Raw genomic sequence first — 14,080 nt, 5'->3', positions numbered from 1 at the left:
ATATTTTCCTCTATATTTTCCTCTATATTTTCCTCTATATTTTCCTCTATATTTTCTTTATCTAAGCTATCTGAAAAAACTAAATCATCTTCTGTTTTCTCTTCATCTATTAACTCACTTGTTGCATCAAACATATCATCATTTTTTAATCTATCACCTAAATTCTCTTCAAAAAAATCTTCTTGTAAATTTAAATCATCTTCACTCAAATTTTCTTCATGTTCAGACAAATCAATACCTTCTAAAAGTTCATTTCCATCCAAAGGCATATCTTTACCAACAACCTCCTCATCATCAAAATTTAGTTCATCTTCGCTCAAAGCATCTTTTTGAATATCATCCAAAATCCCATCTCCACTTAGAAGATTTATAAAATCGGTAGGTAAAAACGGTTTATACAAACACTCTATACCTTCTTTTTGTTCTAGGTTTCTAGGTAACAAATAAATCAATCTATCACATTTACTTTTTAAATCATCTAAATCAGCCTCAATATCATGATCTATAATAATTACATCATAAAATCCCTCAAGCTCCTCAATATCCTTGAGCTCCTCAAAATCATAACCTAATTTTTGAACCCCCAAACTAATTAATTTTGAAACAGCTATATTGGAATTTATTAGCAAAACCCTCATTATTATCTCCCAAGAATAAAAAATACATTATTTTAAAACATTTTTAATTATTTAATGCTTATATATTAAAAAATAACAACTCCATATGCTCAAAACTTTTTACTATTAAATTTTTAAAATATTGCATCATAATAAGTAAAATAGCAATAAGAACCGCGAAAGACAAAAATATCTTGATAGGATAACCAACCACTAAAAGATTAAATTGCGGCATAGTTTTCATAAGCATGCCAAAAATCACATCTGATAGCAAAGAAATAGCTAAAACAGGAAAAGCCATAGAAAAACCAAGCACAAAAATATTTACCATAGCTTTATTTAAATAAAGCATTAAATTTTCATGTGGATAAAATCCACCTAAACTAATATATTCCAATGAATTAGATATAAAAAGCAAAATCAAATGATGTCCATCAAAAGCTAAAAATACAATCAAAGCTAATAAATTTAAAACTTGTGAAATTACAGGAGTATTTGCACCTGTTGTGGGATCCATAACACTAGCCATTGAAAAACCCATAGTAAAAGAAATCTGCTCACCTGCCATTTGCAAAATGGCAAAAGTCATTTGCAAAATCATTCCTGCTATCATCCCAAAAATAACTTCACTTAAAAGATATAGAATAAAAAAAGAATCAGGTGTATTATTTTCAAGTTTAGCTAAAGGGTATAAAAACATTGTTAAAAACATTACCAAAGTTGTTTTTACCACCAAAGGAATACTATTATGGGAAAAAAAAGGGAAAAAAACTATCAACCCGCTCATTCTAGCAAACAAAAGCATGAAAATAACTACATTTTCATCACCTAAATATTTAACAAATTCCATGGTTGTTTAAGTGAAAAACCTTATCACATTTTTTAGCAAGCTCTTGATCATGCGTAACAAAAATTAAAGCTGCATTGTTTTCTTTGATATAATCAATCAAAATATCCATTACATTTAAAGCATTTTTAAAATCTAAATTTCCGGTAGCCTCATCTGCAAAAATAATTTTTGGCTTCTTGCTTAAAACCCTAGCTATACTTACTCTTTGCTGTTGTCCACCGCTTAATTTTGTGATTTTTTGATTCATTAAATCTGCAATATCAAGTTTTTTTAATAATTCATAATCAATATTCTGGCCGCTTAAAACACTCGCAAGTTCTATATTTTCAAAAGCCAAAAAACCTTTAAATAAATAATGCATTTGAAAAATAATACCAAAATCTTTTCTACGAATTTCCAGTAAAGCATCATCATCTAAGTCGTATAAATCTTGATTATTATAAAAAACTTTTCCCGATTGAGGTTTTAATAAGGTAGATAAAATATGCAAAAGAGTAGATTTACCACATCCACTGCTTCCGCATACTGCAATACAATCTTTTGTATTTAAAGTAAAATTTAAATTTTCAAAAAGCGGAATATCAAAACTATGGTTTAAATTTTCCGCTTTTAAAAGTTCCATTTTTAACCAATTTGTGCAGCAACTTCAGCAGCAAAATCTTCAGTTTTCTTTTCTAGGCCCTCACCTACTTCAAAACGAATAAATTCGACTATTTTGATAGTTCCACCTAGTTCCTTTTCTTTATCAGCAATTACTTGTTCGATAGTTTTTTTATCATCCATTACATAAAACTGACCCATTAAAGTAAGTCTGCTATCAAGTTGAGAGTTATCTGCTATAAAACTATTCAACTTACCTGGGATAATATTAGGCCAAATTTTTTCTGGCTTACCTTGTGCTTGAAGTTCAGCCTTAATAGCTTCTTCAGCTGCTTGAATTACTTCTTGAGTTAATTGTTTTCTGCTTGCATATTTTGGAATTTTATGCTCTGGTTTATTAGGATCTTTTAATCTTCTTCTTTCTTCATTTTCTTTTTCTAACTCAGCAACTAAAGCTTTATACTCATTTTCTACAAAATCCATATCAAGCTCTTCATAAGATAAATAACTTGGCTTCATTGCAGCAATATGCATACAAATATGTTTTAAAAATTCTCCACACTTGCTAGCCGTAGCTTCACTATCGCAAGCTGCAGCAATAACTACACCAACACGACCATTGGTGTGAATATAACCATTTACTATGCCATTAGCACCTGCTTTTAAAGTAGCAAATCTTCTAACAACTAAATTTTCACCAATAGTTGCAATTTGGCTTTTTAAGTACTCTTCAAATTTAACACCATTAATCTCACTTGAATGTAATTCTTCAACATTTTGAAGACTCTTAGCTTGAATATGTGCTGTTGTATCTTTTGTTAAAGCAATAAATTGTTCATTTTTAGCAACAAAATCTGTTTCTGAGTTAATTTCACTTACAGTTGCACATTTAAAATCATCACTTACTTTTACACTTACTAAACCTTCAGCAGCTAAACGATCAGCTTTTTTATCAGCTTTTCCAAGTCCTTTTTCTCTTAAAAGTTGCACTGCTTTTTCAAAATCACCATCTGTATCTTTTAAAGCATTTTTACAATCCATCATACCTGCGCCAGTACTCTCGCGCAGTTCTTTTACCATTTGTGCAGTGATTTCAGCCATTACTCTTTATCTCCTTCAAAATCTTCTTCACTCATAGCTTCTTCTAAAACTTCTTTTTTCTCTTCTTCAGAAATAGGCTGTTCTTCGCTAACTTCACCATCTTGCTCTCTTAATGCTTTACCTTCATTGATTGCTTCAGCCATTTCTTGACAGAAAAGTTGAACCGAACGAATTGCATCATCATTTCCTGGAATTGGGAAATCAACTAAATCAGGATCGCAGTTTGTATCTAGTGGAGCAACTACAGGGATTTTTAATCTATTAGCTTCTTGTACTGCAATTTTTTCTTTAACAGTATCAACAACAAAAATCATATCAGGCTGAGTTTTCATATATCTAATACCACCAAGATATGCTAGTAATTTTTCTTTTTTTCTAGTAAGCATTAATGCTTCTTTTTTAGTTAAAAGTTTAATACTTCCATCTTCTTCCATTTTTTCTATAACTTCTAATTTTCTAATTGATTGGCGGATAGTTCCAAAATTTGTCATCATACCACCAAGCCATCTGTGATTTACATAAGGCATACCACATTTTTCAGCGTATTCTTTAATCGCTCCACCTGCTTGTTTTTTAGTTCCAACAAATAAAATTGTCTTACCTTCTGCTGCAGCGTCACGAACAATGTTATATGTATATCTAAAATATCTAAGCGTTTTTTGCAAATCAATTACATAAATACCTTTTCTTTCACCAAAAATAAATTTTTTCATTTTTGGATTCCATCTTCTTGTTTGGTGTCCAAAGTGTACACCACACTCTAACAAATCTCTCATGCTTACCATGAAATTCTCCTTGAAATAAAATAATTAGGTTTATTCCTCCGCATTCTTTAACCCATAAGCAACCTAATAAGGAAATTAATGCGTGTGAAATGAAAAAATATTATATCAAATTTTATTTTATATTTAGCTTATTATTGAAGAAAAAGAACGCCACAAGGCGTTCTTTGAGTAAATTAGTGTAGTTTAGACCAAACTGATCTTTTCCAACCTATAGCAAAAATACTTAAGATAGCAAAGAATATCATAATATAAATTCCTGTTTGCTCCCTTTCTTCTTTTTTACTATCACCAACTTTTTCAAGATAACTAATAACTTGAGTTTGTGCTTTTTCATTTAGACCAACTCTTGGCATAGCAGTTCCATGAATTTTCTTTTGAGGTTCATTGATGAAGATTTCAAGATAATGCGTGCCTTTAGAACGAATCATCATAGATAAATCCGGAGGCGTCATACCAAGATAATTTTTTAAATCGCTCATATTTGAACTTGAAACAAAACCATCATATTTTACATCATGGCATCTTCCGCAAGCATTTTCAAATGTATGTTTGTTTTTAGCAAAATCAAATTCTTTTGCAATTAAAGCCGTTTTTGCCTGCTCTGAAAGCTCTTGGTTTTTAGCATATTTTTCTTCTAAATCTGCTTTTAATTTTGTATCAAATTCCTTCTCATACTCACTAGCTGTATTTTTAAAGAATGCAATTAAATCTGCTAAATCTTGATTATCTTGTGCTTCATCACCACTTAAAGGATAAGCAGGCATTAAGAATGGATTTTCATCATTAAATTTATGTGAAATTTGCAAAGCCTTAACTGGATCAACAATCAGTGCTGCTAAAAATTTCTCATCATAAATAGCACCCGCATCACTTAAATCAGGAGGTGTTACACCTAAAGAAGAATCTGTAATAGTAGCAGGAATTCCGACGGCTTTCACACCATGACATGCAATACAATTTCCTTCAAAAAGCTCTTTTCCTTTTTGTGCATTACCTTTGCTAAAATCGATTTTTGCGATTTTTTCCCATAATTGCTTGGTAGCTTCTTCTTGGCTTTTAGCAAGCTCTAATGCTTTTTGAGCATTAGCTATAGCTTTTTCACTTCCTGAAGCATTAGCATCTATTGCAGCTTTTTCTTTTAAAGCAACTTCGCCTTTGGTAAATTCTGCATCAGCTTTTGCAAAGTCAAAATTAACTGGAGTTGAAGGAGGATTCATCACTGAATGTGCATAAGGCTCAACCCCCCAATAAACTAAACCTGTGAAAAAGACAACTACAAAAAATATTTTTAATTCTCTCATTATTAGCCCCTTTTTCTTTCCATGATAGTAATAATTGGTAAGACTACTAACAATAATAGTAAAAATACCATAGAAGCATAAAATCCTATCCAAGCATTAATTCCCGTTGGAGGAAGCTTTCCATAAACTGTTAGTACAATTAAATCTATCAATAACACCCAAAACCATACAAAAAACATTGGTCTTTCGTGTGCTGGTTTTACAACATCACTTCTATCAAGCCAAGGCAACAAGAAGAAAATAATTTGTGCTATACCAAACGCTGCAAGACCTATATCAAAAGCTTTAATGCTTCCAACATCAAAGAAAAATCCTCTTAAAACTTCATAACTCCATAAGAAATACCACTCAGGATAAATATGAGGAGGTGTTTTTAAAGAATTTGCTGGGTCAAAGTTAATTGGATCCATTGCGAAATTAAATTTAAAACACACCAAATAGAAAAAGAAAATCATAAATAACGCAATATACATAAAATCTTTAGCTAAAAATCCTGGCCAAAAAGGAATAACTTTAGAACCTTTTGTATCACCTGCTAAATATTTTTCAGCTTCCAAATCAAAATCAATTTCTTCTGAAATTTCATTATTTACATGAGGAATTCTTAAAGAATAAAAGTGGAATGCAATAATTGCTAAAATTACAATAGGTAATAAACACACATGCAGCATAAAAAATCTAGTTAAAGTTGGATCTGATACTGCAAAATCTCCTCTTATCCAAATAACTAATGCATCACCTATAAAAGGAATTCCGCCAAAAAGCTGAGTAATAACTTGAGCAGCCCAAAAACTCATTTGTCCCCAAGGTAACATATACCCACTAAATGCTTCTGCCGAGAATACAACAAACAAAAGCATACCGCTAATCCAAATCATCTCACGACCCTTTTTATAAGAGCCATAATAAATTCCTGTTAACATATGGATATATATGATTAAAAACACAACTGAAGCAGCCACACCATGCATATGACGCCAAAGCCAACCATACTCTACTTCTTGCATGATAGTTTTATTAACACTATCAAAAGCCAAAGCCACATCCGGCTTATAATACATTACTAAAAATAGACCTGAAATAAATAAAATAGCAAAAAGAGTTGTTAAGATAACACCCATTGCCCATAAGAAGTTAATTTGTTTTGGTATCCAATACTGAGCCATTAAAACATTAAAAAGCTTATTTACAGCTAATCTTTGATCAAGCCAATCTATAATACCACTAGCTTTTTTTATCTGTGCCATATCAAGCCTCCGCAATCATTTTTTTATATTCTGGACCTTCTTCACCTAACACTAATTTAGTTCCATCAATTCTAAAAGGAGGAATGTCCAAAGGTCTTGGAGGAGGACCAAATACATTTTTACCACTAGTGTCAAATTCGCCACCGTGGCATGCGCACTTAAACAATTTCTCACTTGGAGCATAAGCTGGAATACAGCCTAAATGTGTGCAAAGACCAATAACTACAGTATATGCAACATCACCCACAATAACATCCCTACTGCTATCTTTTGCCATATCCGCATCTTTTTTTAAGATAAATATAGGCTTTTTACGCCACTCGATTGTTCTTAATTCGCCTTCTTTCATACCAGAAAGATCTACGGTAGTAATACCTGCTGCTTTTACACTTGGGAGCGGATCCCATGTTTTTTTCATTGCAACTAATGAAAAAGCACCACCCACAGCAGCTACCGTTCCAAAGGCAAAGCCCATAAAGCTTCGTCTACTTTCAGATGTAGCCATTTTACTTCCTTTGTTTTGATTTATTTATTGTAAAGTGTAGCAGTTTATCTAAAAAATAATAAATTTTTTCTTTATATAAAAAAGCTTTATTTAAGATATGCAAGTATTTATTTAAAATAACAGAAGTGTATTTATTTTCAAATCAAAACAATAGATAAGTTAATATCATCTATTGTTTTTCATTTTGATATAAATATGCAAAATATCTAAAGCAGCAGGGGTGATGCCACTAATTTGCGAAGCAGCAAAAATAGTTGGCGGATTAAATTTTTGCAGTTTTTCCACCACTTCATTACTCAAACCACTTACACTTTTAAAGTCAAAATTTTCAGGAATTTTTAAGTCATTTAAGTTTTTCATTTTTTCTATTTGTGCTTTTTGCATTGCTATATAATGATAATATTTTGCTTCATTTAAAATTTCATTTAAAGAATACTCATCCATTTTTGCAAACATTTCATCTAGAGCTTTTAATTTTTCTATATTAAAACTCGCTCTTGCAACAATTTTTTGCAAACTTACTATTGAGGTAATTTTTTCTTCTTTAATGCTTTGCAAAAATTCATTATTTTGATTGCTTGGTGTCCATGTAGTTTGAAGTAAAAACTCAAGTCCTTTCCTAACATTTTGCTTTATATTATCAATATATGCATAGTCTTCTTGACTTAAAAGTTTAAAATTATGTCCATATTCTCCAAGTCTTAAAATAGCATTTTCTTCTCTTAAGAGCAGTCTATATTCAGCTCTTGAAGTAAACATTCTATAAGGCTCTTTTGTGCCTTTCATTACTAAATCATCGATTAATACCCCTATATAAGCCTCATCGCGTCTTAATACAAAAGGCTCTTTTTCATCAATTGCTAAAACCGCGTTCACTCCTGCCATAAAACCTTGTGCAGCTGCTTCTTCATAACCAGTAGTTCCGTTAATTTGCCCAGCACAATACAAATTTTTAATCTTTTTAGTTTCTAAAGTATGTTTTAACTCCGTTGGATCAATATAATCATACTCTATGGCATAACCAAAACGCGTGATTTTAGCATTTTCAAAACCTTTTATACTTCTTAACATCGCAATTTGCACTTCATAAGGAAGTGAGGTAGAAAAGCCATTGATATAATATTCAGTAGCATCTTTAGTTTGTGGCTCTATAAATAAATGATGACTTTCTTTATCACCAAAACGATTAATCTTATCTTCTATAGATGGACAATATCTTGGACCTATACCTTCAATTTGTCCTGTAAAAAGCGGAGCGCGGTAAAAGTTACTTTTTATAATCTCATGTGTTTTTAAATTTGTTCTTGCTATATAACATGGAAGTTGATTAGGATTGAAATTTTTTGTTTTAAAACTAAAGGCCTTAGGATTTTCATCTCCGGATTGAATTTCTAAAACACTAAAATCAATACTTTTAGCATCTACTCTTGGACAAGTTCCTGTTTTTAACCTCCCTACTTTTAAACCACTTTGTTTTAAATACTCACCCAAATTTGCAGACGCAAGCTCACCTACCCTACCTGCTTGAAGCTTAGTTTCACCTATATGGATAAGTCCATTTAAAAAAGTTCCTGTTGTAAGTATGATTTTTTTAGCAAAATATGTATTTTCTAAATTAGTTTTAACGCCCTTAACTTCATCATTTTCTATAAGTAAAGACAAAGCTTGCTCTTGAGAGATTTCTAAATTTTCAAGTTTTAAAAGATTATTTCTAGCACAAATTCTATAAGCGTCCATATCAATTTGCGCTCTACTTCCACGCACTGCAACACCTTTGCTTTCATTTAAAATTCTAAATTGAATTCCAGCCTCATCAGTGATTTGTCCCATAAGTCCACCCATAGCATCAAGCTCTTTTACCAAATGTCCTTTTGCTAAGCCGCCTATAGCAGGATTACAACTTGCAGCACCAATTTGCTCGATTAAAGTAGTTAAAAGTAAAGTTTTTTTGCCCATTCTAGCGGCAGCAGCACTAGCCTCAACTCCAGCATGCCCGCCACCTATTACGATTATATCATACATATTTTGACCTCATTTTTATAAAAAAGGCAAAAATTATATAATATTTTTTAAAATAAAACACTAAAAATACTTTTTGAAATTTAAAAGTTTTAGATAAAATCTCATAAAAATTAAAGGTATTGAATGTTTAATGGATTAATCCGCGAATTAGCCTTTGTCAAATCATATCAAAACAACACTTTAAGATTAAAAGCAAGTTACAAACCAAAACTAGGCGATAGTATAGCAGTTAATGGTGCGTGCTTGAGCGTAACAAAACTTTTTGATGATGGCTTTAATCTTGAACTTTCTTATGAAACAAGAACTCACATAGCTATTGAAAATTTAAAAGACTATGTGCATATTGAACCTGCATTAGCTTATGGCGATAGAATAGATGGGCATTTAATGCAAGGACACATTGATGGTATTGGCGAAATTACTAATATTTCTAAAAAAGAAAACGGAGTTGATTTTTATATTAAATGCCCTGATAATATACAAATTTATATGGCAAATAAAGCAAGCGTAGCTATAGATGGAGTAAGTTTAACTATCAATGAAGTTTTAAAAGATAGTATTCGTTTGACTATTATTCCTATAACCTTTAATGAAACCTTGTTTAAAAATTACACCATAGGAAGACGCGTCAATATAGAAAGTGATCTTTTAGCAAGATATATACACAGACAATTAAATTATAAAAAAGAAATTTCATGGCAACAAATAGACAAGATTACATCACTTTATTAGAAAATGATTTCGCAAAAGCTTTTGTAGCCTTTGATCAAGATTATAATATTTTTAGAGCAAAAATTTGTAATAATATTTTTCCTTGGGAAAATTCTATAAAAAAGTGTGTATTTTTAAATCAAATTCATTCTAATATCATCACTCATTATAATAAAAATTTTCACTTTAATGCTGATGGGATAATTAGCAATGAAAAAAATATAGCTTTGTGTATTTTAAGCGCTGATTGCTTGCCTTTACTTTTATATGATGATGAAAATAAAGCCGTAGCAGCTTTGCATTCAGGTAGAAAAGGTTGTTTTGCAAATATCTTAAAAGAAGCTGTTTTGAAAATGCAAAAAAGCTTTAATACTCAAACCAAGAATTTAAAACTCATCATTTCAGCAGGAATTTGTGCTAAAAATTATGAAATTAATGGCGAGGTTTTAAACCACAGCAAAGAAAATTTTGCACATTTTTTACATAAAAACAAGCTTAATTTAAAAGCATTAGTTAAATTTCAAGCAAAAGAATTAGGTATTAATGATATTTTTGATATTAATCTTTGCACCTTTGATGATGAGAGATTTTTTTCTTATAGAAAAAATCAAACTCCAAAGCGCATTGTTAGCGTGATTTATTTAAAGGATTAAAATGTATGAAGTAAAAAATCTACTTGCTTTAAAAATTCTACAAAAAGCTAGAGAATTTGGCGATAATGACTTAAGTAATGAACTTTTAATCACTCAAATGCTAAATCATACCTCACAAACTCTAAATCAAAACGATACTAAAAATTTAAATGAATTTATCACAACGCTTATAAATGCTAAAGAAAAAGCTAAAATGAGCAATAAATAATTTTAATTTTTCCAAATTAAAATAAATTTTGTTCCTTTCTTTAACTCACTTTCTACTTTTATTTTTATATTATGTTCTTTACAAATTTTATCTACCAAAGAAAGTCCTATACCAAAACCACCTTGATTTTCATTAAATCTTGAATAACGCTCAAAAATATTAGCCAAATTTTCCTTTGCTATACCACAGCCACTATCTGCTATTATAAGTTTTTGCTCTAAAAGAGTTATTTTAATATGTCCATTTTTTATATTATATTTTATCGCGTTGTTAATGAGATTATCAAACATTTTAAAAAACTGCTCTTTATTGGCATAAATTTTTCCATTATCCTCTAAAACAAGTTCTAAGTCAATATTTTTTTGCTCTAAAAATATCTTAAAATACTCCATTCTTTCTTTAATCAAATTTTTTAAAAATATCCAATCTTTTTTTGCTTCATAAGCTTGAGAAAAATTTAAAAAGGTTAAATCTGAATACAAATGACTCAAAGTCAAAGCAGCTATTTTTACACGCTTTAAAGCCTTAATTTCTTCAAAATTCTTTTTTCTTTCTAAACTCTCTACACTCATTAATATTGCACTAATTGGGGTATTAATTTCATGAGTGGTATCTTTTATAAAATTATTTAAAAACCTTATTCTTGCTTCTAAAGGCTTGAGTGCAAATTTAAGTATTAAATATCCTACCAAACTAACAAAAATCAAAGAAAGTACCATAGCTAAAGCAACTTTAAATCTTATAAATCCAAGTTCTTTAGAAATATCATCACCTTGTATTAAAACTCTTAAACGATTTACATCTCCTAATATTTCTAAAGCACTTTGATTTTGATTATCAGCAAGTAACAAGCTATTTAAATTTATATCAGCTACATAAATCAAAGTGTTATTGTTATAAATATTCGCATTATTTAATTTAAAAAAAGTTGTTTGAGCAGGTAAATCAAGATTAGAAAAATAAACCTTAGTTCTATCAAATATTGCAAATTTTATATTAGAAATTTGAGCTATTTTCTTAGCACTTTTTTCTATGGGTTCAAAACGCGATTTTTCCATTTGCAAAATCACAAAACGATGTTCTTGTCTTAGCTTTATGCTATATTCGCTTATTAAATCTTCTATTAACTTAGCATACCATATACCAAAAAGCACTATAAGAATACTTCCTATACTTACTAAATACAAAGAAAGAATTTGCCATGCAACGCGCTTGGCTTCATGCATAACAATACCCTCTTCCTCTTTGATTAATAATGCTTTCTTTTCCTAAAATTTTTCGTAAATTTTTCACATAAGCTCTCAAACTAAGCTCACTTGGCTCTTGATCATATTCCCAAATTTCTTCAAAAATATAAGCAGTATCTATAAATTTACCTTTATTTTTCAAAAGTAATGATAAAAGTTTTAATTCTTTTAAAGGTAAAGATAATGGCTTATCGTTTTGATATAAAGTTTGCGATATAAAAGCAAATTTAAAACCATTTCCCAAGTCCTCATAATCTTCATTTTTATGCGCAAAAGAACGCTTTAAAATAGCATTAATCCTTATTTTTAACTCCTGCAACTCAAAAGGCTTTTTGATATAATCATCACAACCACATTCAAATCCTTGTTGTAAATCCATAGTAGTGTTTAAAGAGGTCATAAAAATAGCTGGGGTATATCTACCTGCTTCTCTTAAATTTTTAAGCACACTAAAACCATCTCCTAAAGGGACTTTTATATCAAAAATCCATAAATCAAAATTTTTCTCATAAGCTTTATCTTGTGCATCTTGAGCATTATCCACCAAAATCACTTCAAAGCCTTCTTCTTCTAAAAACTCACCAACAATTTCCCCTAAGTTAATATCATCTTCTAGTAAAAGAATTTGCGTAGCCATTTTAAGCCTTTTATGCTATTTTAATTTAGATTATTATATTTTTTTTATGTAAATTTAGTGTGAATTTAGCATATTTAAAGGCAAGTATTTATAAAATATTAACTATTTTATTGAATTTAGGATTTTATTATGTTGCCAAATTGGGATCAAAAATATAGTATTAATAATGAAAAAATTGACGAACAACATAAAAAACTTTTTGAACTTGCCGCCAAAGTGGAAGAAATTTCAGATAGGCCAGTTTATCAAGTCGAGCTTAAAAAGATAGTTGCTGAATTTTTTCACTATATTAAAATTCATTTTCAAGATGAAGAATCCTATATGGCTGATATTAATTACCCTTATCTAAATCAACACAAACTCATGCATAAACAAATCACAAAATCCATGATAAAACTCATACAAAGTATAAAAAGTACAAATGATTTAAAAGAAAAATTATATATAGTAGTTAATTCATGGTTGATAGAACACATCATTCAGCATGATATGATGATAGAACATTGGCGTCAAAACACCCAAGCAAAGAATTCTTCAGATACTTTCGAAGAAGAAGCTCCAAAACCAAAAAAATTCTTATATCAATGTCAATGCGAAGGAAAAACACACAAGGTTCCTTATGATATTCATTTAAAAATGCAATATTCTAAAGTGCAGTTTAAATGTAAAGAATGCTCTGCGAATTTAATACAATACAAAGAAAAAATAGAAATCTAATAAAAATTAATAATAATTTAAAATATAGTAAACTATAATGCTTATAAAACTCTTCTAAATATAAACAAGGAGCTAACATGCTACCAAAATGGTGTAGTAAATATAGTATCCATAATGAAGAAATTGACAGACAGCATAAAAAACTTTTTGAACTTGCTGCAAATGTCGAGATGATTTCAGATAAACCTGTCCATAAAGGACAAATTAAATTTTTACTTGCAGATTTTTTTAATTATATGAAAGAACATTTTGCCGAAGAAGAAAAATACATGGCAAAAATAGGTTATCCTGAACTTTCTAACCATCAAAAAATTCACAAAAGTATCATCCAATCTATGATTGATTTAATTCAAAATCTCAAAAGCACAAATGATCTCAAAGAAAAACTTAATGTCATTGCATCAAAATGGCTTTTAGAACATATTTTAAGAGAAGATATGAAGATAGAAAAATGGCATCAAGCACAACTAAATAAAAATGCCAATACTACAACTTTTCAAGAAACTCAAGAAATTTATGAATATATTTGCTCTTGCGTAAATAAAATTCACAAAGTTCCTTGCGAAATTCACCAAAAAATTCAATTAAACAATGCAAGTTACAAATGTAAAACTTGTCAAGAAGCTATCAAACTAAAATAAAGGCTATAAAATGAACAAACGCTACACCTTAACTCTTCCATTAGAGCTTTATGAACGCTTAAATCAAACTGCGAAATTTTCTAAAAAGAAAAAAGCTGAAATTTTACGCAATGCTTTGGAAAATTATCTTGATGAAATAGAAGACTTTGCTCCAGCCATAGAAGCTTTAGAAGATTTAAAAGATGGAAATAGTAAAAAGTTAGATAACATTATAAAAAAATTAAAATGTTAACCCCTC

At 29.8% G+C, this 14,080-nt stretch carries 16 protein-coding genes and 1 pseudogene; 6 read left to right on the top strand and 11 right to left on the bottom strand.

Annotated features, from left to right (window positions below; translation table 11 throughout):
- The 9 genes and pseudogenes from L8T82_RS07560 to mnmG form a co-directional block, all read right to left on the bottom strand.
- Window positions 1-638, bottom strand: a pseudogene (locus tag L8T82_RS07560) (hypothetical protein); the annotation flags it as partial.
- Between the two features lie 58 nt (window positions 639-696).
- Entirely contained in the window at window positions 697-1,467 is a 771-nt protein-coding gene (gene fliR, locus L8T82_RS07555; protein ID WP_263726239.1) for a flagellar biosynthetic protein FliR, read from the bottom strand.
- The gene (locus tag L8T82_RS07550) at window positions 1,454-2,089 is read right to left on the bottom strand and encodes an ABC transporter ATP-binding protein (RefSeq protein ID WP_263660843.1); all 636 of its coding nucleotides are present in this window, start codon (window positions 2,087-2,089) and stop codon (window positions 1,454-1,456) included. The genes fliR and L8T82_RS07550 overlap by 14 nt, the downstream gene beginning before the upstream one ends.
- Window positions 2,090-2,091: 2 nt before the next feature.
- Window positions 2,092-3,168 carry a translation elongation factor Ts gene (tsf, locus tag L8T82_RS07545; protein ID WP_039626638.1) on the bottom strand — a complete coding sequence of 359 codons (1,077 nt, stop codon included), beginning with the start codon at window positions 3,166-3,168 and terminating at the stop codon, window positions 2,092-2,094.
- Entirely contained in the window at window positions 3,168-3,953 is a 786-nt protein-coding gene (gene rpsB / locus L8T82_RS07540; protein ID WP_263726237.1) for a 30S ribosomal protein S2, read from the bottom strand. The genes tsf and rpsB overlap by 1 nt, the downstream gene beginning before the upstream one ends.
- 173 nt (window positions 3,954-4,126) lie before the next feature.
- On the bottom strand, window positions 4,127-5,254 hold the full coding sequence (locus L8T82_RS07535; RefSeq protein ID WP_263673481.1) for a c-type cytochrome: 1,128 nt from the start codon (window positions 5,252-5,254) through the stop codon (window positions 4,127-4,129).
- Window positions 5,255-5,256: 2 nt separating this feature from the next.
- Window positions 5,257-6,501 (bottom strand): cytochrome b, encoded by a 1,245-nt coding sequence (locus L8T82_RS07530; RefSeq protein WP_220567136.1) that lies wholly within the window; start codon window positions 6,499-6,501, stop codon window positions 5,257-5,259.
- 1 nt (window position 6,502) lies between these two features.
- Window positions 6,503-7,006, bottom strand: coding sequence for a ubiquinol-cytochrome c reductase iron-sulfur subunit (gene petA, locus L8T82_RS07525; RefSeq protein WP_133318665.1), 504 nt, complete (start codon window positions 7,004-7,006; stop codon window positions 6,503-6,505).
- A 165-nt stretch (window positions 7,007-7,171) separates the two neighbouring features.
- Window positions 7,172-9,028 (bottom strand): tRNA uridine-5-carboxymethylaminomethyl(34) synthesis enzyme MnmG, encoded by a 1,857-nt coding sequence (mnmG, locus tag L8T82_RS07520; RefSeq protein ID WP_263726235.1) that lies wholly within the window; start codon window positions 9,026-9,028, stop codon window positions 7,172-7,174.
- A 123-nt stretch (window positions 9,029-9,151) separates the two neighbouring features.
- Here mnmG and ribE point away from each other — a divergent pair, with 123 nt between their 5' ends.
- Genes ribE through L8T82_RS07505 form a run of 3 tightly spaced genes read left to right on the top strand, consistent with a single transcriptional unit; the run spans window position 9,152 to window position 10,600 of the window.
- Entirely contained in the window at window positions 9,152-9,760 is a 609-nt protein-coding gene (gene ribE / locus L8T82_RS07515) for a riboflavin synthase (RefSeq protein ID WP_133318663.1), read from the top strand.
- On the top strand, window positions 9,724-10,392 hold the full coding sequence (pgeF, locus tag L8T82_RS07510) for a peptidoglycan editing factor PgeF (protein WP_263726233.1): 669 nt from the start codon (window positions 9,724-9,726) through the stop codon (window positions 10,390-10,392). The genes ribE and pgeF overlap by 37 nt, the downstream gene beginning before the upstream one ends.
- A gap of 1 nt (window position 10,393) precedes the next feature.
- A complete protein-coding gene (locus tag L8T82_RS07505; RefSeq protein ID WP_220567133.1) occupies window positions 10,394-10,600 on the top strand; it encodes a hypothetical protein in 207 nt (68 codons plus the stop codon).
- A 2-nt stretch (window positions 10,601-10,602) separates the two neighbouring features.
- Here L8T82_RS07505 and L8T82_RS07500 read toward each other — a convergent pair whose 3' ends face one another.
- Complete coding sequence (locus L8T82_RS07500) at window positions 10,603-11,826, bottom strand: sensor histidine kinase (RefSeq protein ID WP_263726231.1); 1,224 nt, start codon at window positions 11,824-11,826, stop codon at window positions 10,603-10,605.
- Window positions 11,819-12,484 carry a response regulator transcription factor gene (locus L8T82_RS07495; protein WP_263726230.1) on the bottom strand — a complete coding sequence of 222 codons (666 nt, stop codon included), beginning with the start codon at window positions 12,482-12,484 and terminating at the stop codon, window positions 11,819-11,821. Before L8T82_RS07495 ends, L8T82_RS07500 begins: the two co-directional genes overlap by 8 nt.
- A 129-nt stretch (window positions 12,485-12,613) precedes the next feature.
- Here L8T82_RS07495 and L8T82_RS07490 point away from each other — a divergent pair, with 129 nt between their 5' ends.
- From L8T82_RS07490 to L8T82_RS07480, 3 genes are all read left to right on the top strand, one after another.
- Window positions 12,614-13,201 (top strand): bacteriohemerythrin, encoded by a 588-nt coding sequence (locus L8T82_RS07490; RefSeq protein ID WP_263671833.1) that lies wholly within the window; start codon window positions 12,614-12,616, stop codon window positions 13,199-13,201.
- 77 nt (window positions 13,202-13,278) lie between these two features.
- On the top strand, window positions 13,279-13,842 hold the full coding sequence (locus L8T82_RS07485) for a bacteriohemerythrin (RefSeq protein ID WP_263709196.1): 564 nt from the start codon (window positions 13,279-13,281) through the stop codon (window positions 13,840-13,842).
- Window positions 13,843-13,852: 10 nt separating this feature from the next.
- A complete protein-coding gene (locus L8T82_RS07480) occupies window positions 13,853-14,074 on the top strand; it encodes a ribbon-helix-helix protein, CopG family (RefSeq protein ID WP_263659998.1) in 222 nt (73 codons plus the stop codon).
- Window positions 14,075-14,080 lie beyond the last annotated feature (6 nt).

This window comes from Campylobacter sp. IFREMER_LSEM_CL292 (assembly GCF_025771615.1).
Classification (GTDB): domain Bacteria; phylum Campylobacterota; class Campylobacteria; order Campylobacterales; family Campylobacteraceae; genus Campylobacter_D; species Campylobacter_D lari_D.
The sequence above is the reverse complement of the archived record's forward strand: the minus strand, read 5'-3'. Positions and strand labels throughout refer to the sequence as shown.

Excerpts from the sequence above, each read along its gene's own strand:
- fliR (WP_263726239.1), bottom strand. The coding sequence starts at position 1,467 with ATGGAATTTGTTAAATATTTAGGTGATGAAAATGTAGTTATTTTCATG.
- L8T82_RS07550 (WP_263660843.1), bottom strand. The coding sequence starts at position 2,089 with ATGGAACTTTTAAAAGCGGAAAATTTAAACCATAGTTTTGATATTCCG.
- tsf (WP_039626638.1), bottom strand. The coding sequence starts at position 3,168 with ATGGCTGAAATCACTGCACAAATGGTAAAAGAACTGCGCGAGAGTACT.
- rpsB (WP_263726237.1), bottom strand. The coding sequence starts at position 3,953 with ATGGTAAGCATGAGAGATTTGTTAGAGTGTGGTGTACACTTTGGACAC.
- L8T82_RS07535 (WP_263673481.1), bottom strand. The coding sequence starts at position 5,254 with ATGAGAGAATTAAAAATATTTTTTGTAGTTGTCTTTTTCACAGGTTTA.
- L8T82_RS07530 (WP_220567136.1), bottom strand. The coding sequence starts at position 6,501 with ATGGCACAGATAAAAAAAGCTAGTGGTATTATAGATTGGCTTGATCAA.
- petA (WP_133318665.1), bottom strand. The coding sequence starts at position 7,006 with ATGGCTACATCTGAAAGTAGACGAAGCTTTATGGGCTTTGCCTTTGGA.
- mnmG (WP_263726235.1), bottom strand. The coding sequence starts at position 9,028 with ATGTATGATATAATCGTAATAGGTGGCGGGCATGCTGGAGTTGAGGCT.
- ribE (WP_133318663.1), top strand. The coding sequence starts at position 9,152 with ATGTTTAATGGATTAATCCGCGAATTAGCCTTTGTCAAATCATATCAA.
- pgeF (WP_263726233.1), top strand. The coding sequence starts at position 9,724 with ATGGCAACAAATAGACAAGATTACATCACTTTATTAGAAAATGATTTC.
- L8T82_RS07505 (WP_220567133.1), top strand. The coding sequence starts at position 10,394 with ATGTATGAAGTAAAAAATCTACTTGCTTTAAAAATTCTACAAAAAGCT.
- L8T82_RS07500 (WP_263726231.1), bottom strand. The coding sequence starts at position 11,826 with ATGCATGAAGCCAAGCGCGTTGCATGGCAAATTCTTTCTTTGTATTTA.
- L8T82_RS07495 (WP_263726230.1), bottom strand. The coding sequence starts at position 12,484 with ATGGCTACGCAAATTCTTTTACTAGAAGATGATATTAACTTAGGGGAA.
- L8T82_RS07490 (WP_263671833.1), top strand. The coding sequence starts at position 12,614 with ATGTTGCCAAATTGGGATCAAAAATATAGTATTAATAATGAAAAAATT.
- L8T82_RS07485 (WP_263709196.1), top strand. The coding sequence starts at position 13,279 with ATGCTACCAAAATGGTGTAGTAAATATAGTATCCATAATGAAGAAATT.
- L8T82_RS07480 (WP_263659998.1), top strand. The coding sequence starts at position 13,853 with ATGAACAAACGCTACACCTTAACTCTTCCATTAGAGCTTTATGAACGC.